Origin of the sequence: Burkholderia cepacia, from assembly GCF_029962485.1 — a bacterium.
GTDB lineage: Bacteria > Pseudomonadota > Gammaproteobacteria > Burkholderiales > Burkholderiaceae > Burkholderia.
Genome location: NZ_CP073637.1, coordinates 897,371 through 916,897, shown reverse-complemented (window position 1 = coordinate 916,897; position 19,527 = coordinate 897,371). Strand labels below are relative to the sequence as shown.

The 19,527-nt window shown below is 64.7% G+C and carries 17 protein-coding genes; 3 read left to right on the top strand and 14 right to left on the bottom strand.

Annotated features, from left to right (window positions below; translation table 11 throughout):
* Positions 1–13 precede the first annotated feature (13 nt).
* The 7 genes from KEC55_RS04190 to KEC55_RS04160 all read right to left on the bottom strand — a co-directional run bounded on the left by KEC55_RS04190 (position 14) and on the right by KEC55_RS04160 (position 8,443).
* Positions 14–1,900 carry a polysaccharide biosynthesis protein gene (locus KEC55_RS04190; protein WP_282506867.1) on the bottom strand — a complete coding sequence of 629 codons (1,887 nt, stop codon included), beginning with the start codon at positions 1,898–1,900 and terminating at the stop codon, positions 14–16.
* A gap of 12 nt (positions 1,901–1,912) precedes the next feature.
* Entirely contained in the window at positions 1,913–2,929 is a 1,017-nt protein-coding gene (locus tag KEC55_RS04185) for an MraY family glycosyltransferase (protein WP_282506866.1), read from the bottom strand.
* A gap of 5 nt (positions 2,930–2,934) precedes the next feature.
* Positions 2,935–3,900: a UDP-glucose 4-epimerase family protein gene (locus tag KEC55_RS04180; RefSeq protein WP_282506865.1), complete on the bottom strand. Its 966-nt coding sequence runs from the start codon at positions 3,898–3,900 to the stop codon at positions 2,935–2,937.
* Positions 3,897–4,703: a glycosyltransferase gene (locus KEC55_RS04175; RefSeq protein WP_348995278.1), complete on the bottom strand. Its 807-nt coding sequence runs from the start codon at positions 4,701–4,703 to the stop codon at positions 3,897–3,899. Before KEC55_RS04175 ends, KEC55_RS04180 begins: the two co-directional genes overlap by 4 nt.
* Positions 4,704–4,838: 135 nt before the next feature.
* Positions 4,839–5,573, bottom strand: coding sequence for an ABC transporter ATP-binding protein (locus KEC55_RS04170; RefSeq protein WP_122944645.1), 735 nt, complete (start codon positions 5,571–5,573; stop codon positions 4,839–4,841).
* A gap of 2 nt (positions 5,574–5,575) precedes the next feature.
* A complete protein-coding gene (locus KEC55_RS04165; protein WP_205169100.1) occupies positions 5,576–6,346 on the bottom strand; it encodes an ABC transporter permease in 771 nt (256 codons plus the stop codon).
* A gap of 189 nt (positions 6,347–6,535) precedes the next feature.
* Positions 6,536–8,443: a glycosyltransferase family 2 protein gene (locus KEC55_RS04160; protein ID WP_282506862.1), complete on the bottom strand. Its 1,908-nt coding sequence runs from the start codon at positions 8,441–8,443 to the stop codon at positions 6,536–6,538.
* A 404-nt stretch (positions 8,444–8,847) separates the two neighbouring features.
* On the opposite strand from KEC55_RS04160, the gene KEC55_RS04155 reads away from it, so the two are divergent.
* A complete protein-coding gene (locus KEC55_RS04155; RefSeq protein WP_282506861.1) occupies positions 8,848–10,740 on the top strand; it encodes a glycosyltransferase in 1,893 nt (630 codons plus the stop codon).
* A gap of 61 nt (positions 10,741–10,801) precedes the next feature.
* Positions 10,802–11,542, top strand: a complete 741-nt coding sequence (locus KEC55_RS04150) for a glycosyltransferase family A protein (protein ID WP_282506860.1) — start codon at positions 10,802–10,804, stop codon at positions 11,540–11,542.
* A gap of 69 nt (positions 11,543–11,611) precedes the next feature.
* On the opposite strand, the gene rfbD is transcribed toward KEC55_RS04150, so the two are convergent.
* Genes rfbD through rfbB form a run of 4 tightly spaced genes read right to left on the bottom strand, consistent with a single transcriptional unit; the run spans position 11,612 to position 15,006 of the window.
* Positions 11,612–12,511 (bottom strand): dTDP-4-dehydrorhamnose reductase, encoded by a 900-nt coding sequence (gene rfbD / locus KEC55_RS04145; RefSeq protein WP_282506859.1) that lies wholly within the window; start codon positions 12,509–12,511, stop codon positions 11,612–11,614.
* Positions 12,504–13,055, bottom strand: a complete 552-nt coding sequence (gene rfbC / locus KEC55_RS04140) for a dTDP-4-dehydrorhamnose 3,5-epimerase (protein ID WP_282506858.1) — start codon at positions 13,053–13,055, stop codon at positions 12,504–12,506. Before rfbC ends, rfbD begins: the two co-directional genes overlap by 8 nt.
* Positions 13,040–13,933 (bottom strand): glucose-1-phosphate thymidylyltransferase RfbA, encoded by an 894-nt coding sequence (rfbA, locus tag KEC55_RS04135; RefSeq protein ID WP_282506857.1) that lies wholly within the window; start codon positions 13,931–13,933, stop codon positions 13,040–13,042. The genes rfbC and rfbA overlap by 16 nt, the downstream gene beginning before the upstream one ends.
* 11 nt (positions 13,934–13,944) lie before the next feature.
* Positions 13,945–15,006: a dTDP-glucose 4,6-dehydratase gene (rfbB, locus tag KEC55_RS04130; RefSeq protein WP_282506856.1), complete on the bottom strand. Its 1,062-nt coding sequence runs from the start codon at positions 15,004–15,006 to the stop codon at positions 13,945–13,947.
* Positions 15,007–15,350: 344 nt separating this feature from the next.
* On the opposite strand from rfbB, the gene KEC55_RS04125 reads away from it, so the two are divergent.
* Positions 15,351–16,190: a symmetrical bis(5'-nucleosyl)-tetraphosphatase gene (locus tag KEC55_RS04125; RefSeq protein WP_282506855.1), complete on the top strand. Its 840-nt coding sequence runs from the start codon at positions 15,351–15,353 to the stop codon at positions 16,188–16,190.
* A 33-nt stretch (positions 16,191–16,223) separates the two neighbouring features.
* Here KEC55_RS04125 and KEC55_RS04120 read toward each other — a convergent pair whose 3' ends face one another.
* The 3 genes from KEC55_RS04120 to KEC55_RS04110 are packed head-to-tail and all read right to left on the bottom strand — an operon-like array spanning position 16,224 to position 19,471.
* A complete protein-coding gene (locus KEC55_RS04120; protein ID WP_282506854.1) occupies positions 16,224–17,081 on the bottom strand; it encodes a lysophospholipid acyltransferase family protein in 858 nt (285 codons plus the stop codon).
* Between the two features lie 19 nt (positions 17,082–17,100).
* Positions 17,101–18,387 carry a dihydroorotase gene (locus KEC55_RS04115; protein ID WP_282506853.1) on the bottom strand — a complete coding sequence of 429 codons (1,287 nt, stop codon included), beginning with the start codon at positions 18,385–18,387 and terminating at the stop codon, positions 17,101–17,103.
* 52 nt (positions 18,388–18,439) lie between these two features.
* On the bottom strand, positions 18,440–19,471 hold the full coding sequence (locus tag KEC55_RS04110) for an aspartate carbamoyltransferase catalytic subunit (protein WP_282506852.1): 1,032 nt from the start codon (positions 19,469–19,471) through the stop codon (positions 18,440–18,442).
* Between the last annotated feature and the right edge of the window lie 56 nt (positions 19,472–19,527).

The following is a 19,527-nucleotide window of genomic DNA, read 5'->3' as shown; positions in this document are numbered from 1 at the left end:
AGCAAGACCGACATCATTCATTCGATACTGCCCGCATCACCGTTGGCACGCTCTGTAGTACAGGCACGACGGTCGTCTGATATTCCGGCACCCAGCGCCGCAGGTCGCGCCGCACTTCATCGTCGGACAGCACGCGGTGCTGCATCAGCCACGGCAGCAGTTCGTCGAGGAAATTGTCCGGCACTTCGCGCGCCCGCGCGATCCGCAGTTTCGAATGCGGCGTGCGCGTCGTCGCCTCGTCGTCCGCGAGCAGTTCCTCGTAGAGCTTCTCGCCGGGCCGCAGGCCCGTGAACTCGATGCGGATCTGCTCTTCCGAGAACCCGTACAGGCGGATCAGGTCGCGCGCGAGATCGACGATCTTCACCGGCTCGCCCATGTCGAGAATGAAGATTTCTCCGCCATGCCCCATGCTCGACGCCTGCAGCACGAGCTGCGACGCTTCCGGGATCGTCATGAAGAAGCGCGTGATCTCCGGGTGCGTGACCGTCACCGGGCCGCCCTTCGCGATCTGCTGCTGGAATTTCGGGATCACGCTGCCCGCACTGCCGAGCACGTTGCCGAAGCGCACCGTCTCGAACTGCGTGCGCCCGCTCGTCTGCTGCAACGCCTGGCACGCCATTTCGGCAAGGCGCTTGCTCGCGCCCATCACGTTGGTCGGATTGACGGCCTTGTCGGTCGAGATCAGCACGAAGTGACGCACGTCGTGGCGGATCGCCGCGCGCGCCACGCGATACGTGCCGAGCACGTTGTTGCGCAGCGCCTGCCAGGCGTTGTGCTCTTCCATCAGCGGCACGTGCTTGTAGGCGGCCGCATGGAACACGATGTGCGGCGCATGGCGCGACATCACCTGGTCGAGCAGCAGCGAATCCTTCGCATCGCCGATGATCGGCAGGACGGGCAGGTCGGGGAACCGTTCACGCAACTCCTCGGTGAGCCGGTACATCGCGTATTCGGACAGGTCGAAAGCAACCAGTTGCGCCGGCGCGAAACGCAGGATCTGCCGGCACAGCTCGGAGCCGATCGAACCGCCCGCACCCGTCACCATCACGACACGGCCGCGCAGCAGCGCCTCGACGTGCGGCGTGTCGATCGTCACGGCATCGCGGCCGAGCAGGTCCTCGAGATCGATGTTCCGTACCTGCGACAGGAAGCCCTGCCCCGGCATCAGCGCGGTCAGCGACGGCAGCACCATCGCCTTCACGCCGGCACGCACGCACAGCGTCGCGACGCGACGTTGCGCCTCGACCGACGCCGACGGAATCGCGATGATCGCGTACTCGACCTTCATCGCATCGGTCCAGTGCTTGAGGTCGTTGAACGAGCCCAGCACCTTGTAGCCGTAGATTTCGCGGCCCTGCTTCGTGACATCGTCGTCGAGCAGGCCGACGAGGCGCCATTCACCGGAGCGCGACAGTTCGCGCGCGAGACTCGCGCCGGCCGTGCCGGCGCCGAGCACCAGCACCGGCTTGCCCTTGCCGACGAGCCCGCCGTACAGGTAGTACTCCTTCGTCGCGCGATACAGCGCGCGGGCACCGCCCATCGCCAGGAACAGCATCAGCGGCGACACGAGCAGCACCGAGCGCGGAATGATCGGCTGCGGCTGGAACATCAAGGCGCCGATCATCACGATCACGCCGCCGCCGACCACCGCCTTCGCGATGCGCATCAGGTCGGGCAGGCTCGCGAACACCCACAGCCCACGATACAGGCCGAACCCGTGGAACATCAGCGCGTAGATGGGCAGTACCCAGGTCATCGCCATCAGCGCGCCGCTCAGGAACTCATGCGGAACGCTACCGTTGAAACGAACGAGATAGGCGAACAACCATGCGGCGACAACCGCCATCAGGTCGAACAGAAAAGCACTGAGTGACAGCCACGATGCCTTGGATCGCAACATCGGCGGGAAACCTCAAGAGTTGTTTTCGGCGGCCGATTGAAACTGGCGCCAACGCATGTCGATCAACCATCCGAACCATGCCAGGACGCCATACCACACGAAGAACGACAGCCATTGCTGCAGTTCCGGGCGGCCCTTTGCCCACACGGCGACAATTATGCCCGCGAGCATGATGAGGTACCAATAAAGAGCGGTCCGACCGTGGCTGACGCCCGATCGGACCATCCTCTGATAATAATGCTCGCGGTGCGCCTGCCAGAACTTTTCTCCGCGTAACAGGCGTCTCAAAAGTGTTACAGATGCATCGGCAATAAAGGGAGCAAACACCATCGCGGGAAACCAGATCGGCCAGACGCCGGTGCGCCAGCCCCAGTAGCCCAGCGCACCGGCCAGGAACCCGAGCGGAATCGAGCCGGCGTCACCGAGGAACAGTCGCGCCGGGTGGAAATTGAGCAGAAGAAAGCCCAGCGCCGCGCCAGCAACCGCCGCGCCCGCCACGACGAGATCGGGCGCCACCTGAGCGCCGTTGAGCGCCGCGACCGCGTACCCGCCGAAACCGAACAGCGCCATGCCGCCCGCGAGGCCGTCGGCGCCGTCCATGAAGTTGTACAGGTTCGTCAGCCAGACCATCGCGAAGCCGATTCCGACCAGCAGCCACCACGGTGCGTCGGCCGGGAACACGGCGATCAGCGCGACCACCGCCACGAGGTGCGCCGAGAACCGCACGCGGGCCGGCAGCCCGTGCCGGTCGTCGAATTGCGACATGGCTGCCAGCGCTGCCGCCGCGACAGCGATCAGCCAGATCCGCGGCGCGAACCCCAGCATCGCAAGCACGGAGACCGGCACGATGCCCCAGCCGCCGACGCGCGGCGTCGGACGCACGTGTAACGAACGATCGTTTGGAATGTCGGTGGCAAGCCGCCACGCCAGCCCGGTGGCGAGCAGCGTGCGCAGGATCGCTGTGGTCGCGACGGCGCAGGCCAGCGCCATCGCGGCGGCAGTCGGCCACGTGGAAATCGCGAAATGCATGTCGGTTATTGTTCCGTATCGCGCGAACGATACCATGCCGCCGTCGCTTCGAGCCCCTGCCGGGTCGAATACGGGGGGCGCCAGTCGAGCACCCGCGCGATGCAACCGGTATCGAGCTGCAGGCCGCCCGTCAGGCGGTCGATCGCGGCAGTCCGGCCGGTCAACTTGCCCACCGCGCGCAACAACCCGACCGGAACCGGAAACAACCGCGCCGGCTTGCCGAGCGCATCGCCGACCATCTGCAGCAGTTCGGTCACGGACGATGCGTCGTCGTCGGCAACGTGAAAGCAGCCCTGCGCCGCACGCGGGTCGGTCGCGCAGTGCAGCAACGCATCCGCGAGATTGTCGACGTAGACCAGACTGCGGCGCGCGGCGATCGCGCCGAGCGGCAGCGGCACGCCGCGCGCGATCGCATCCATCATCCGCAGGAAGTTGGCGCGCACGCCGGGGCCGTAGACGAGCGGCGGACGAACGATCACGACGTCGAGGCCGGTTTGCGAGGCAAACTCGACCAGCGCCTGCTCGGCCTCGAGTTTCGACCGCCCGTACGCATCTTCCGGATGCGGCGGCACACGCTCGTCCAGCGGCACGCCGCCGTCGGACTCCGCCACCGCCTTCACGCTGCTGACGAACACCATCCGCCGGACGTTGCGGCGATGCGCGGCTTGCGCAACCCGCAATGCGCCTTCGACGTTTGCCGCGCGAAATGCGGCAACCGGATCGTTGGCGTCGTCACGCATCACGTGGACGCGCGCCGCGAGGTGCACCACGCAATCCGGCTCGAACGCAGCCGGCCACGCATCGGCGAGGCCCGCGAAGTCGTCGGCGGGATGAACCCACTCGCGAACACCGGCAACACACGCGCCCGAGCGGCGCACGAGCCCGCTCGCGGTATGCCCGCGACGCTGCAGCGCCAGGCAAAGCGCACGGCCGACGAACCCGTTCGCCCCGGTCACGAGCACATCGCTCATAGACATTTCCAGCCGAAGCGGTTGAAGAACTTGAATGCCGACGCCGAGAACATCCGGATGTGCGCGAAGCCCTTGCGCGAAGCGCCGCCGCCATAGTGCGACACCCGCACGGTCGGCACGTACGCCACCCGCGCAACATCGAGCGTGCGCAAGCTCAGGTCGTAGTCTTCGAAATACAGGAAATAGCGCGGATCGAAGCCGCCGAGCTTCTTGAGAAGGTCGGTCCGGAACAGCATGAAGCAGCCGCTGACGATCGGCGGATCCCACACGATGTCGCGATCGTTGATCACGTCCCGCATTTCATATCGGGACAGCCGCGACGAGAAAAACCGCCTGAACCGCGCCGGCAGGAAGCCCCGCACAGCCAGGTCCAGCACCGTCGGATAGCGGCGGCACAGATACTGAAGATGGCCGTCGCCGTCATCGATCCTCGGCGTCAGCAGGCCGACCTCCGGATGGGCATCGAAAAACTTCAGCGCGTGCGTGAGCGCATCGGGCTCGACGTCGATGTCCGGATTCAGCACCAGATGGTAGCCGCCGTCCGCGCGCTCGATCGCGAGATTGTGCCCTCGCCCGTATCCGATGTTACCCTGGCCGCTCACGGTCACATGGCGGATCCCGGCGGCATCGAGCACGGCCGGGTTCCATCCGGCGTCGGCAAGGCCGCCGTTGTCGATCATGTACAGATCGACGGCAAATCCGGGGCGGAACTTGCGCGTCGCGTCGACGGCGACACACAAGCGCTCGAGCGTGCGCGCAAGCACCGTCGCGTCGGGCCGATAGACGACGACTGATACCGACAACCGGCTATCTGAACCGCCCGTCACGCCGGCCGCCCGCGCTGGTCTGCACCCCGCATGCAGGCGCACCCTGCCGCTACGATGCCACGTCGAACGCGCACCGGGGTCATGCCGGACAGGCCGACCGCTACGCGTTCGTCAACGCGCCGCCAGGTACTGCGTGATGATTTCATCGGGATTTCCGTCTGCCTTTACCTGCCCGTGATCGAGCCACACGACGCGATTGCACAGCGTCCTCAACAGGTCCATGTCGTGCGACACGCAGACCATGATGCTGGCCTTGTCGATGAACTCCGTCATCCGCTGCTTGGCCTTGGCGATGAAAGACGCGTCGCCGCCGGCAAACACTTCGTCGAGAATCAGGATTTCCGGATGAACGGCCGTGGCAATTGCAAACGCCAGCTTCATGTACATGCCGGTCGAATAGTATTTCACCGGCGTATCGATGAATTCTTCCAGCTCCGTGAATTCAATGATTTCGCCTTCCAGGCGGCGCAACTCGTCTTTCGAATAGCCGAGAATGCTGCCGCTGAAATAAATATTGTCGCGCCCGCTGAATTCGGGATTGAAGCCGGCGCCGATCTCGATGAGCGGCGCGACGCGCCCGGTGATCTTGACGTCGCCGGACTGCGCGGAATAAATGCGGCAAATGGTCTTCAGCAGAGTGCTCTTACCCGCGCCGTTGTGCCCGACGATACCCACGCGATCGCCGCGCCGAATCGTCAGACTGACATTCTTCAACGCCCAGAAATCCGTGAATTTCGAATGGGATTTCGAACGGAAAAACTGCGCAAGGTAGTCTTTCAGACTCGGCGTCTTGTCATGGTAAAGTCGAAATTTGAGCGACACATTTACCACTTCAATCGAAGACATAATCAAAGCCTAAAGATAAGTTTGTTCTCGTAGGACCGAAAAAGCTTGAGTCCGATCGAGAAGCTTGCGATCGCAGCGACCAACGCGATGCCGATCACCGTCAACGACGGCAATTCCGAGCGATAAATCGGTGCGCGGAACAGGTCCACGAAATAGAGCAGCGGATTGAAGCGAAGGATGTTTTGCAGCGACGGCGAAATGGCGCTCGGCTGGTACATGATCGGCGTCAGGAAGTACAACGCCTGCATCAGCACGCCGATCAGATGCTGCAGATCCCGGAAATACACCATCGCAACCGACAGCATCAGCGCGAGACCGAGCGCGAAGAAATACAGGATCGCGAAAGAAATCGGGAGAAAGAACAAGGCCGGACTGATGCGCGCGCCCACGACAAACGCGATGACGAACAGCGCAACCAGGCCGAACAGCGAATCCAGCAGGCACCCGATCGCGGTCGAGATCGGGAAGATCAGCTTCGGGACATAGACTTTCTTGATCAGCCCTTCGTTTGAGACGATCGAGCTGCCCGCCTGCACCACGCATCCGCTGAAGAAGTTCCACGGCACCGTGGCTGCGAACAGGAAAATTGCGTAGTCACGCAGGCCGAGGCGGAAGATATGCGAGAACACGACGGCCGACACCGTCATCATCATCAGCGGATTGAGAATCGTCCACAAATAGCCGAAGATGGTCCGGCGGTAACGGGCCAGCAGTTGCTGCGTCACCAGTTGGTACAGCACGTGCCGATAGGCAAACAGCTCTTTGGTAAACATTATCGAGTTCAGTTGAAACCGGCAATTTGGCAAAATCGGCATGCAAACCAGCCCCGGCGACCGCTCGGCGGCCGCGGATCCGATACGGCGAACGGCTCTCCACGTTTCGCGCCGGACTCCGGCCCGGATCGGAGGGGGCGCAAATTATAGCGCACCGGTCGCACGACCAGCGACCGATCCGACGCAGGATTACCCTTGCCGCTTCACCGCCGACGCGAACTTCCGCTTGATCCGCCCCATTACGCCACGAGAAATCAGATAGAAGCGGCGCAATACCCAGATTCCGGGAATCCGCAGCGCGATCGCGCGAAGCCGGCTCCTCGACACCGCGATCGGATACATGATCTTCGCCAGCTCTTCGGCGTACTTCATCACCTCGTTCGGCGTCATCTGCAGCACCATGCCGTCCCGGGCCTGCACCGCTTTCTGATAGTAGTCGTCCAGCTCCTGCTGACGGACCGATGCAACCGAGTCTTGAGCGGGCACCCGATATTCGGATGTCACCTTCTCGACGAGTTCGAAATCATTGCGCTGGCAATAACGCACCCACAAGTCCCAATCCTCGAGGCGATCAAGTTGGACGTTGAACCCCCCGTACTGCTCGAACAGCGCGCGCCGGAACAGGATTGCCTGAATCGGAATGAAGTTGTGATGCCAGATCGCCGCCCTCGAGAAACCCTCGCGGTACGCCACGTAGCGGCTGGCGACCCGGTACACCCACGGATCATGGCTGACGATTTCCGTGTCCACCTGGAACGCAAGCGCATACGCGCCGGCCAGATCCGGACGGCTGTCGAGCTTGCGCGCGAGCACTTCGACGTGGTCGGCAAACAGCAGGTCGTCGTCATCGAGAAAACACGCGTACTTGCCGGTCGCCGCCTCGAGCCCGACATTGCCGGCGACGCAGCGCCCTGCTTTCGGAATCGGGTGATACTGCACACGCGCAAGCGCGCCCGATGCCCGAACGGACTCGACGAACGACTGCGCCGTCTCCGAGCCGTCCTCCACCACCACGAGTTCGACGTTCGGGTAGGTCTGATGCACGACCGATTGCACGGCCTCTTTCAGCTTGCCCAGACGCCCCGCACACGTGCGCACCACGATGCTCACGAGCGGAGGGTCCGCCGGCAGTTGCTCGAACGTTTGAAACGCCCCTTCGCGAGATTGCTCGTAATCCCACCCGCGGAACGGGAATGCGATGTCCGACTGCTTGCGCGTTCGCAGGAAATAGAAACTGTCGCGCAGGATCGTCATCAGGTTCGCAAACAGGCCCTTGACGCGCCCCTGGATCGGCAGCGGGACCATGAACAACCCGAGATACATCGCGAGTCCGCCGACGATCTGGCGCAGCGTGCCGTACCGCATGCGCAACAGGACGTTCGCCCGCGTGCTGCCGAAAAACTGCACCGGCTTCAGCTCGTTCGCGGTTTCATAGGTGTAGTGCCAGCACACGGCGTCGACGCAGTACTTGATGACATGGCCTCGATCGCGAAGGCGATACGAAAGCTCGACGTCTTCGCCGTACATGAACAATCGCGACTCGTAACCACCGACCTGTTCCAGTGCGCTGCGCCGGAACAGCATGCACGCGCTTGACGCCCAGCTCACCTCGAGCGTGACAGGGTCGTAGTACTTCGGATGCTCGTACGGCTTTTGCCTGAACTCCCAGCCCGCGACCCGCGCATCGTCGGCGACGGCGCGGCGCACGGCGCGCTCGATGGCATTCGCCTCGTACGTCAGGTCGACGTTGGTGACCAGAAAGAATTCCGACTGGCCCGCCGCAAGGTTGGCGTTGTGCCCGGCGCCGAAGCCGACGTTTGCCCCCGTGTCCAGCGACACCGACCGGAACCGCTCGCCGAATCGCGCGATCAGGTCGCGCAGCGCCTCGACGGTGCGATCCTTCGAACCATTGTCACGGATCAACACCGTGATCTTGTCGAGCGGATACTGCTGCGCGACGAGACTCTCCCAGAAACCTGCAAGCCAGCGCTCGGAATTGTATGTAACGATGGAAATATCGATACAAGGTAGCTCGGTTGTGCTCAGACTGGACATTGATTCCAAAGGGTGACCGGGGGGAAAGAGGGGTTCTGTCATGTCTGCTCGCCTGAACGAGGGACGGGATACAAAGCGGCGGCGTCCCGGGACAGCCGCTCGCGTTGCAGCTGCCTGGCCGGCGCTGGAGCCGGCACTGGAAACGACATGGGCAGCCCCCCGGACGACAGGGTGCTCCCGCTCCCGCCACGGATGCCTCTCATACACCATGAGACACCCATGCGAATGGACGACTCTCGAGTCGAGGAGAGACGCAAACGCATTGCGATCAGGCCGTTACCGCCGACACCCGGCCCGTTGAACCATTTGGACTATCTAAACCGGTTCGACCACCTGACGGTAGGCCCGACAAAGGCGGCATTGTCGCATGAATGACTCAGCGGACAATGTTAAAAGGTGTTTCACGGCCTGTCGAGTTGCGTCCTGGCGGCGTTCCCGCGACGTCCGTGGCTGCCGCGCCCCGCCCAGGCCAGCCGCGCCCTGACCGCACGCACCGGACGGGTGCATTTGCGGAAAAGGCCCATCAGCGGTCATGTACAATCTCGGCCGTTGTCACTTGCCGCCTCTGCCGATCGAGGCCGACATTCCGTGTATCCGGTGTGTTAACGTGTTCTCGTTCGAGGCTGCGCATTCATCACATGAAACTGACGATTCAAGGTACTGCCCGCCTCTCCAAGCGTGTTCTGTCGCGGCTACGACATCGCATGACGGCGGCCCGTGTGCCCGCACTCCGTGGCAACACGGCCGCCAGCCCCAACGGCACGGCTCCGTCGCAAGTCGACCGCGACCCGGGAAGCGACGCACGATTTCGAGCGTTCATCGAAGACAAGCTCGATCGCGACGCCTATCTGTTCAACAATCCTGACGTGAAGGCCGCCGGCGTCGACCCCGTCGAACACTGGCTGGCGTGGGGCATCGATGAAGGTCGCTCGATCGCACCGCGCACGGACGTCGTGATCGGCGACATGGATCATATCGAAGGCGCGTCGTGGCAGTACTTCCGCTGGAAGGGGCGCCCCGTCGCGGTCCGGGTGCGTCGTCCCATCGGGCGCATCCTCGATCAGATCGCCGAACAGGCCGAATTCGATCTCGGGATCGTGGCGGCCGGCGCGAAAGCGATCGGCAATCTTCGCGAATTCGACGCAACCGACCTGCTGGCTCGCGACGGCGTTCACGTGTCGAGAATCTTCGAATCGCTGTCGGTGGTGCCGCGTACGGTCGTCGCGACGCCGTTCCTGTGTACCGGCGGTGCCGAAAAATACGTGGCCGACCTCGTGCACACGCTCGGCGATTCGGTCGCCGAACCGATCCTCGTGGTGGTGACCGAGGCAACCGAAAAGGAATCCGCAGGCTGGGAAGCGCTGAACATCCTCGCGCCCCTCAAGCGGCACGAGGTGCTGTTCTGGCGTGACGCATGCGGCCCGGGCCATGCCAGTGCGGCCGTATTCGCTCGTTTTCTCAACGCCCTTCGGCCCAATACGATCATTATCAACAATAGCCGGGTCGGTCTTGACGCGGTTGCCCAGTTCGGCCGCGGCCTGTCCCAGTACGCGAAGATCTTCTGCACGTTCTTCAGCCTCGGCGTCAACGGCATCGGTGCCCCTTACGGCGCACGCTTCCCGCGCCGCACGCTGTCCTATGCCGCGGCACTGACCGACAACGCACGCATGGCCGATACGCTCGAGCGCATGTGGGGCGGCATTCGCGGCCCCGGCGTCGTGGAGTTGCCGGCCAAGGCCATGCTGGTCGACGAGACGACATTCGCCGCGCGGCTGGCGCGCCGCGCGCCGCGCTGGGCCAACCCCGACCGGCATCGGCGCTGGCTGTGGGTTTCCCGCGTCGAACCGTTCAAGGGCACCGAGATCCTGGCCGCGCTCGCGCAACTGCGCCGCTCGGACGAATTCGACGTCTACGGCCCCGTTCACGGCAGCTTTGCGCAACTGGGCCTCTCCGCGCCGAACATTCATCACAAGGGCGTGCTCGAAAACGTGCCGGCCGCGGATTTCGTCGACTACGACGGTTTCATCTTCACCAGCCTGTTCGAAGGCATGCCCAACGTCGTGCTGGAAATGAGCCAGCATGCGCTGCCGTTGATCCTCGCGGACGTTGGCGGACTGCGCGGTACGTTCGACGACTCGGCCGTCAAGTTCGTCGGCCACCAGCACCACGCCGCCGAAACCGCCGCCGCATTCAGCACGGCGATGGACGCGGTGTGCGGATCGACCGGCGCGGACATCGAGCGCATGATCGGTACCGCGTACCAGCAGGTGGTCGCCCGCCACTCCCCTGCCGCCTACTCGCACAACGTCAAGACCATCTTCGGACTAGAAAGTGACTGACATTTCCGTCTTCATCGTTTTCCACAAAGAGGCGGCATTTGCGATTCCGGCTCTGGCGAGCATGCACCGACTGGTGAGCGTCGCGCGCGAATCGGGCTTGCGTATCGAAGCACGAGCGCTGCTCGACAACCCCGACCCGCAGACGCTCGACATCGTGAAACAGCGCGGCGCGTGGCTGGACGCACTCGACGTCGTCTCGTGCGGCGACCTCGGCCTGACGAGAAACACGGGCGTCGACGTGGCAAGCGGCGAGTATCTCGCCTTTCTCGATGGTGACGACCTGTGGGGCAGCCAATGGCTGACGCGCGCATTTGCGTGCTCGCGCGACGAGCCGGCCGACAACCGCTCCATCTGGCACCCCGAAAGCCTGTTCTATTTCCATGAGAGCGACTACGACCGGCACTCGATGAACCATCTGCCGCACCCGTTGGCGCAATCGTTCCACTTCGTCCACCGGGCAAGCGACGAGGAAGGCTTCGATCGCAATTCGCTGTTCCTGAACAACATCTGGTCTGCCAACATTTTCGCGCACCGCAGCATTTACCAGCGGTTCCCGTACAAGCCTGTCGTGAAGTCGATGGGGCTCGGGATCGAGGACTGGACCTGGAACATCGAAACGCTGTGGTCCGACGTCGCACACCGGATCGTGCCGGATACCGTCCACATCATCCGCGTGAAGGAGATGGGCTCCCTGGGACAGAGCAATGCGAGCGAAGGGCTGCTCCCGCACATGCCGGAGCAGATTTTCCCCATCGTCGGGAAGCACGAGGATCACCCTCTCCAGGCCGACGGCACGACCTGACAGACCCGGCATGCCCGTGAGCGGACCCGCGACGATGCGCGGTCCGGCACGGGGCGGTCCGGCAAGCGCTCAGTCCCGCCGGATTTCGGCGAGGCAAAGCGCCAGTGCATCGCGCCAGTCCGGTGCGGCAAGCCCGAACGTCCGCAACAGCTTTTCGTTCGACAAGCGCGAGTTTGGCGGCCGCACGGCGGGTGTCGGATATTCCGACGACGGAATCGGCACGACCAACGGACGCGACTCAAGCTCGGCGAGCTCGACGATCGCGCTCGCAAAACCATGCCACGAGGTTTCGCCACCGGCCGTCAGATGATAGACGCCCGAACGGGACGCCCACCACGCGGGCGCATCGTCGGCGGCAAGCGCCTGCGCGACGACGTGCGCGGTCATCGTGGCGATCGTGTTCGCCCAGGTCGGCGCACCGATCTGATCGGAAACGATCTTCAACTCCCGGCGTTCGGCCGCCAGCCGCAGCATCGTCAGCAGGAAGTTGCGTCCACGTGCGCCATACACCCAGCTGGTGCGAAAGACGATCGCGGCCGCGCCGACGGCCTCGATCGCACGCTCGCCGGCAAGCTTCGAGCTTCCGTACACATTCTGCGGCGCGGGCGTATCGGTCTCGACATACGGCGAGGCCTTCGCACCGTCGAACACATAGTCGGTCGAGTAGTGGATCAACGCAGCGCCCAGCGCCCTCGCCTCCTCGGCCAGCACACCCGGCGCGATCGCGTTGATGCGCATTGCCGCGTCCTCGTCGCGCTCCGCCTGGTCGACCGCCGTATAGGCCGCGGGATTGACGATCAGCGTGGGCCGCACGTCGCGCACCACCGCCCGAATCCGGTCCGGATCGGCCAGGTCGAGTGCGGCACGGTCTACCGCGACGACACGGCCGAGCCCCTGCAGCGAACGGGCGAGCGCGAACCCGACCTGCCCGCCCACCCCCGTCACGAGAATCCGTCGTGCGTCACTCATATACGTCGGCCTCCGCGAGCGGCTTGCCGGCGGCATCCTTCGCCGCAAGCACCGGTTCGCCATCGAGCTGCCAGTCGATACCCAGCGCGGGATCGTTCCACAGCAGGCTGCGCTCGTGTTCGGGATACCAGTAGTCGGTCGTCTTGTACAGGAACTGCGCGGAGTCGGACAACACCACGAAACCGTGCGCAAAGCCGGGCGGCACCCACAGCTGCCGATGATTGGCTTCCGACAGCAGCACGCCGACCCACTTGCCGAAATTCGGCGAGCTGCGCCGGATATCGACCGCGATGTCGAGCACTTCGCCCTCCACGACCCGTACGAGCTTCCCCTGCGCATGCTGGATCTGATAATGCAGCCCGCGCAGAACCCCCTTCGCCGATCGCGAATGATTGTCCTGCACGAACGTCACGTCCGGCGCGATCTGTTCGGCAAACTCGCGCGCATTGAAGCTCTCGTAAAAGAACCCGCGCGCATCGCCGAACACCTTCGGCTCGATGATCTTGACTTCCGGCAATGCCGTGTCGGTTACTTGGATGGCCATGCCAATTGGTCGTCGAGAATGTGTTGCAGGTATTTACCGTAAGCGTTCTTCGCCAGCGGTCGTGCCAGCGCCAGCACTTGCTCCGCGTCGATCCAGCGCATGCGATAGGCGATTTCCTCAGGGCATGCCACGACGAGCCCTTGCCGCTTTTGCAGCGTCGCGATGAAGGTCGCCGCCTCGATCAGCGAATCGTGCGTGCCCGTATCGAGCCACGCGTAGCCGCGCCCCATGATCTCGACGTCGAGCTCACCGGCCGCCAGATAACGCGAATTGACGTCCGTGATCTCGAGTTCGCCGCGCGCCGACGGCTTGATGTCGGCGGCAATATCGCACACCTGCCGGTCGTAGAAATAGAGCCCCGTCACCGCATAGCTCGAGCGCGGCACGGCCGGCTTCTCTTCGATCGATACCGCACGGAACGCGCGGTCGAATTCGACCACGCCGTAACGCTCCGGATCCTGCACGTGATAGGCAAACACGGTCGCACCGGCCGCCTTCGAACTGGCCCGCTCGAGCTGCTTCGCGAGGTCGTGCCCATAGAAGATGTTGTCACCGAGAATCAGCGCGGACGGATCGTTGCCGACGAAATCCCTACCGATGATGAACGCCTGGGCGAGCCCGTCGGGCGACGGCTGCACCGCATACTGGATGTTGATCCCCCACTGGCTGCCGTCGCCGAGCATCGCCTCGAAGCGCGGGGTGTCCTGCGGCGTCGAGATGATCAGCACGTCGCGAATGCCCGCGATCATCAGCGTCGACAGCGGGTAGTAAATCATCGGCTTGTCGTACACCGGCAGCAGTTGCTTCGATACGACGTGCGTAATCGGATACAGCCGCGTGCCGGAGCCGCCGGCGAGAATGATGCCCTTACGTGCCATCGATCAGACCCTCACGTACGTTGCGCGTAATTGGTTTCCACCCACTTGCGGTAATCGCCGGACGCGACCTCGTCCACCCACGCCTGGTTGTCGAGATACCAGCGGACGGTCTTCGCGAGCCCCGTCTCGAACGTCTCGGCAGGCTTCCAGCCGAGTTCGCGCTCGAGCTTGCGCGCATCGATCGCATAGCGGCGGTCGTGGCCCGGACGGTCCTTCACATAGGTGATCTGGTCGCGGTACGAACCGGCCGCCTTCGGCCGCGCGGCGTCGAGCAGGTCGCAGAGCGTGTGCACGACGTCGAGGTTCTTCTTCTCGTTCCAGCCGCCGATGTTGTACGTCTCGCCCGGCAGGCCGCGCGCGAGCACTTCGCGGATCGCGTTGCAGTGGTCGCCGACGTACAGCCAGTCGCGCACGTTCTGGCCATCGCCGTAGACCGGCAACGGCTTGCCCGCGAGCGCGTTCGCGATCATCAGCGGAATCAGCTTCTCCGGGAACTGGTACGGACCGTAGTTGTTCGAGCAGTTCGTCGTGAGCGTCGGCAAGCCGTACGTGTGGTGATACGCACGCACAAGGTGGTCGGAGCCGGCCTTCGTCGCCGAATAGGGGCTGTTCGGCGCATAAGGCGTCGTTTCCGAGAACTGCGGATCAGTCGCGGACAGCGACCCGAACACCTCGTCGGTCGACACGTGCAGGAAGCGGAAGGCAGCCTTGTCGGTATCGTCCAGGCCGTTCCAGTGCATGCGTGCCGCTTCGAGCAGCGTGAACGTGCCGACGACGTTGGTCTGCACGAAATCGGCCGGCCCGTGGATCGAGCGGTCGACGTGGCTTTCGGCGGCAAAGTGGATCACGGCACGCGGCTTGTGCTCGGCAAACAGCGCATCGAGTGCCGCGCGATCGCAGATGTCGACACGGGCAAACACATGATTCGGACTCTCATTCAGCGGTGCCAGCGTACGCAGGTTACCCGCATAGGTCAGCTTGTCGACATTGAGCACGGCCTCGCCGGAAGCTGCGATCCAGTCGAGTACGAAATTGGCACCGATAAAACCCGCGCCGCCGGTAACCAGGATCATGAAACGTCCTCTAGTAATAATCGTGTGCGGCGCGCCTGACAGGCGCACTTCGCACTTCTTGTCATGTCACAGTGGCCAAGTCTCGGCCGATCAGGCCCGGCATTTTAACCGGTCGCCATGACCGGCCAAGTCACGAGATGTTAATTTCGGAGCGAAAATGTCAATTATAGGAATCCAGCCGGCGCCAACTCCATGCTACTAACAACTTGATACAGCGCCCCGGCCCTTTGCGCCACAAAAATCCTGTGCCACGCAAACGGCCCGATGTGGAACGTCCTTTGCGTCACGCCCGTATTTGAATGATGCTTTCTCAGCTCACCCAGACTCGCCACGATCCGACCCTCATGCTTCCACCCCCCATCGCCATCGGCGACATCCAGGGCTGTCACGCCGCTTTCCAGTCTTTGCTCGACAAGCTTTCAGCCCCCGCCGACACGCCGCTGTGGATCGCCGGCGACGTCGTCAACCGCGGCCCGGACTCCCTCGCCTCGCTGCGTGCGCTCGTCGACCTCGGCCCGCGCGCGACCGTCGTGCTCGGCAATCACGATCTTCACCTGCTCGCGGTCTCCGCCGGGCTGCGCACCGAACGCCCGGGCGACACGATCGGCGAGATCCTCGACGCGCCGGACGCCGATGCCCTGCTCGACTGGGTCCGCCACCGCCCGTTCGTGCACGCGGAGAGCGGGATGCTGCTCGTGCATGCGGGTGTGCTGCCGCAATGGGACACCACGCTCGCGCTCGAACTCGCAGACGAACTGCAGCGCGCGCTCCGTGCCCCTGACTGGCGCGACACGCTGCAGCAGCTGTACGGCAACGAGCCGAATCAATGGAGTCCCAACCTGAAGAAACGCGACCGGATGCGCGTCGCGTTCAACGCGTTCACGCGCGTGCGCTTCTGCACGCCCGACGGCGCAATGGAATTCAAGGCGAACGGCGGCCCGGACAGCGCGCCACCCGGCTACCTGCCGTGGTTCGACGTACCGGGGCGCCGTACGGAGAACGTGACGGTCGTGTTCGGGCACTGGGCCGCGCTTGGCCTGATGGTGCGCGAGAACGTCGTCGCACTCGATTCGGGGTGTGTTTGGGGAAACCAGTTGTCGGCCGTGCGGCTGACGGCCGACCCGGCCCAACGCACGGTCACGCAGGTGCAGTGCGAAGCGTGCCGCGCGCCGGGCGGCGAATAACCCGCTCGCGCGGCGCGCGGGCGGAATGAAACATCACCCCTCGCGCCCCGGCACCGGTTCATCGGCCGCCGCATCACCCGCCGCACCGCCACCAAGTTCGGTCGCCGGATACGCGTGCTTCTGCAACTCCGCGAGCGATTCGGCCGACGGCTTGCCGACCTTCTCCTGCAACGTCGCCAGCGCAGCCGCGATCGCATCGCGCGCCGCGGCGGACGTCGCCCGCCGGTCGCCGCCCGGCGCAATCGGATCGCACACGTACAGATGCACGACGAGCGGGCCGCCCCGCAGCACCATGTCGAGCGACTTGCCGAGCGACAGCTCGCCCGTGTACGCCGGCGCGACCGACTGCCGCCGCTGCGCGTCCTCGTACATCAGGCAGATCGGCTGCACCGCGCAGCCGGCCGATACCGCGGACTGAAACAGGTTCGCGTGGAACGGCAGCAGTTCCTGACCGTCGGACGTCGTCCCTTCCGGAAACACGCACATGAGCCCGCCGTTGCGCAGGCGCTCGGCCATCTCGTGCATGATCCGCATCGCCTCGGTGCGCTTCTCGCGCTGCAGGAACACGGTGTCGAGCTTCTCGGCGAGCCAGCCGACGACCGGCCACTGCCGCACCTCGGCCTTCGACACGAACGGCGTCGGCCGCCACGCGTTGACCGCGTAGATGTCGAGCCACGACACGTGGTTGCCGACCACGAGCGCGCTCGCGTCGAGGCGCGCGCCGTCGTTGTGGACGACGAGGCGCATCCCGCAGATCCGCAGCATCTTGAGCGTCCAGCGGCGCGTCATCTCGGCGCGGCGCGCGGGCGTGACGTGCGAAAAACGCAGCGCGACGATCGCCATGCCGCGCAACAGGTGAAAGACGAGACGCAGCTTGCGAAGGGCGGTCATGGCGAGGGTCCGGCGTGGTTCAGTGGCGCTCGAACGCGACCTGCCCGGCCACGAGCGTCGCGCGCACGGTGGCCGGCAGTTCGTAGCCGAGGAACGGCGAGTTGTGGCCCTGGCTCTTCAGCGCGCGCGGCTCGACGCGCCAGTGCGCACGCGGGTCGAACACGCACAGGTCGGCCGCGCCGCCTTCGGACAGGCGGCCTGCCGGCAGCTTCAGCACGTCGGCCGGCGCGGACGTGATGCGGCGCAGCGCCTGCGCGAGCGGCGTACGCGTCTCGTCCGCCCACTTCAGCGTCAGCGACAGCAGCAACTCGAGCCCCGTCGCGCCGGGCGTCGCTTCGCCGAACGGCAGCAGCTTCTCGTCGTCGTCGACCGGCGTGTGGTCGGAGCAGATCGCGTCGATCGTGCCGTCGGCGAGCGCCACGCGGATCGCTTCGCGGTCGCGCTCGCTGCGCAGCGGCGGATCGAGCCGGAACTGCGAATCGAAGTAGCCGATGTCGACGTCGATCAGATGCAGATGGTTCACGCCGACGTCGCAGGTCACGGGCAGGCCTTCGGCCTTCGCCTCGCGCACGAGCGCCAGGCCGGCCGCGGACGACAACCGTGCAAGGTGCACGCGCGCGCCCGTCACGCGCATCAGTTCGAAGATCGTGTGCAGCGCGATCGTCTCGGCCGCGACCGGCACGCCGGACAGCCCGAGCCGCGACGCGAGTGCGCCGCTCGCGGCCACGCCGCCGCGGCCGATGAACGCGTCGAGCGGACGCAGCCACGTCGTGTAGCCGTAGGTGCTCGCGTACTGCAGCGCGCGCAGCAGCACCTGTGTGTCGCGTACCGGCACGTTCGCTTGCGTGAAGCCGACGCAGCCGGACTCGGTCAGCGCGACCATCTCGGTGATCACTTCACCCTTGAGGCCAACCGTCAGCGCGCCCAGCGGGTGCACGTTTGCCTGGTGCAGGTTGCGTGCGCGGAACTTGAGCATCTCGACGAGGCCCGGCTCGTCGAGCACGGGGTCGGTATCCGGCGGGCACACGAGCGTCGTGACGCCGCCCGCGACGGCCGCGGCCATCTCGGACGCGAGCGTCGCCTTGTGTTCGTAGCCGGGCTCGCGCAGCCGCGCGCACAGGTCGACGAGGCCGGGCGCGACGATCAGTCCCGACGCGTCGATGGTCTTCGCGGCGTTGAAATCGGCCGGCGCCTTGCCGTCCTCAGCGATCGCGGCGATCTTGCCGGCCGCAACGAATACGTCGGCCTGCCGCTCGGTACCGGCGACCGGATCGATCAGCGTGCCGCCTTTGATATGAATCTTCATGCGCTGTCTGTGAATACGTTGATTGCGTGAATAAGGATGCGCGAAAGCAGGCTCAATCGCTGTTGCCGGCGACGATGCCCATCACCGCCATCCGCACGGCGATGCCGAACGTGACCTGGTTGAGAATCACCGACTGCGGGCCGTCGGCGACCTGCGAATCGATCTCGACGCCACGGTTCATCGGGCCCGGGTGCATCACGATCGCGTCGGGCGCGGCGAGCGCGAGGCGCTCGGGCGTCAGGCCCCACGTCTTGAAGTACTCCTGCGCGGACGGCAGCAGCGCGCCGCTCATCCGCTCGTTCTGCAGGCGCAGCATGATGATCACGTCGACGCCCTTCAGCCCTTCGTCGAGGTCGTGGAACACCTTCACACCCATTTGCTCGAGACCGCCCGGCAGCAGCGTACGCGGGCCGATCGCGCGCACTTCCGGCACGCCGAGCGTGGTGAGCGCGTGGATGTCGGAGCGCGCGACGCGCGAATGCAGGATGTCGCCGACGATCGCCACGCGCAGCTTCGTGAAGTCGCGCTTGTAGTGACGGATCGTGTACATGTCGAGCAGGCCCTGCGTCGGGTGCGCATGGCGGCCGTCGCCGGCGTTGATCACGTGAACGTGCGGCGCGCAGTGCTCGGCGATCAGGTACGGCGCGCCGCTCGACGCGTGGCGCACGACGAACAGGTCGGCATGCATCGCCGACAGGTTGTTGATCGTGTCGAGCAGCGATTCGCCCTTGCTCGTCGACGACGCATTGATGTTCAGGTTCAGCACGTCGGCCGACAGGCGCGTCGCGGCGATCTCGAAGGTCGTGCGCGTACGCGTCGAGTTCTCGAAGAACAGGTTGAAGACGGACTTGCCGCGCAGCAGCGGCACCTTCTTCACTTCACGGTCCGTCACGCTGACGAACTGCTCGGCCGTATCGAGGATGTGGTTCACGATCGAGCGCGGCAGGCCCTCGATCGACAGCAGGTGCTTCAGCTCGCCGTTTTTCGTGAGCTGCGGATTGCCCTTCAGGAAACCGTAGCGGAACCGGTCGGGGCTCGCGGTCGCAGCGGGATTGCCGGTGCGGCCAGTGGTGTCGGTGGTCATGGTGTGCGTGATTCCAACTATGCAAACGGGCCGCGGTGCAAACCAGCGGCCCGGGA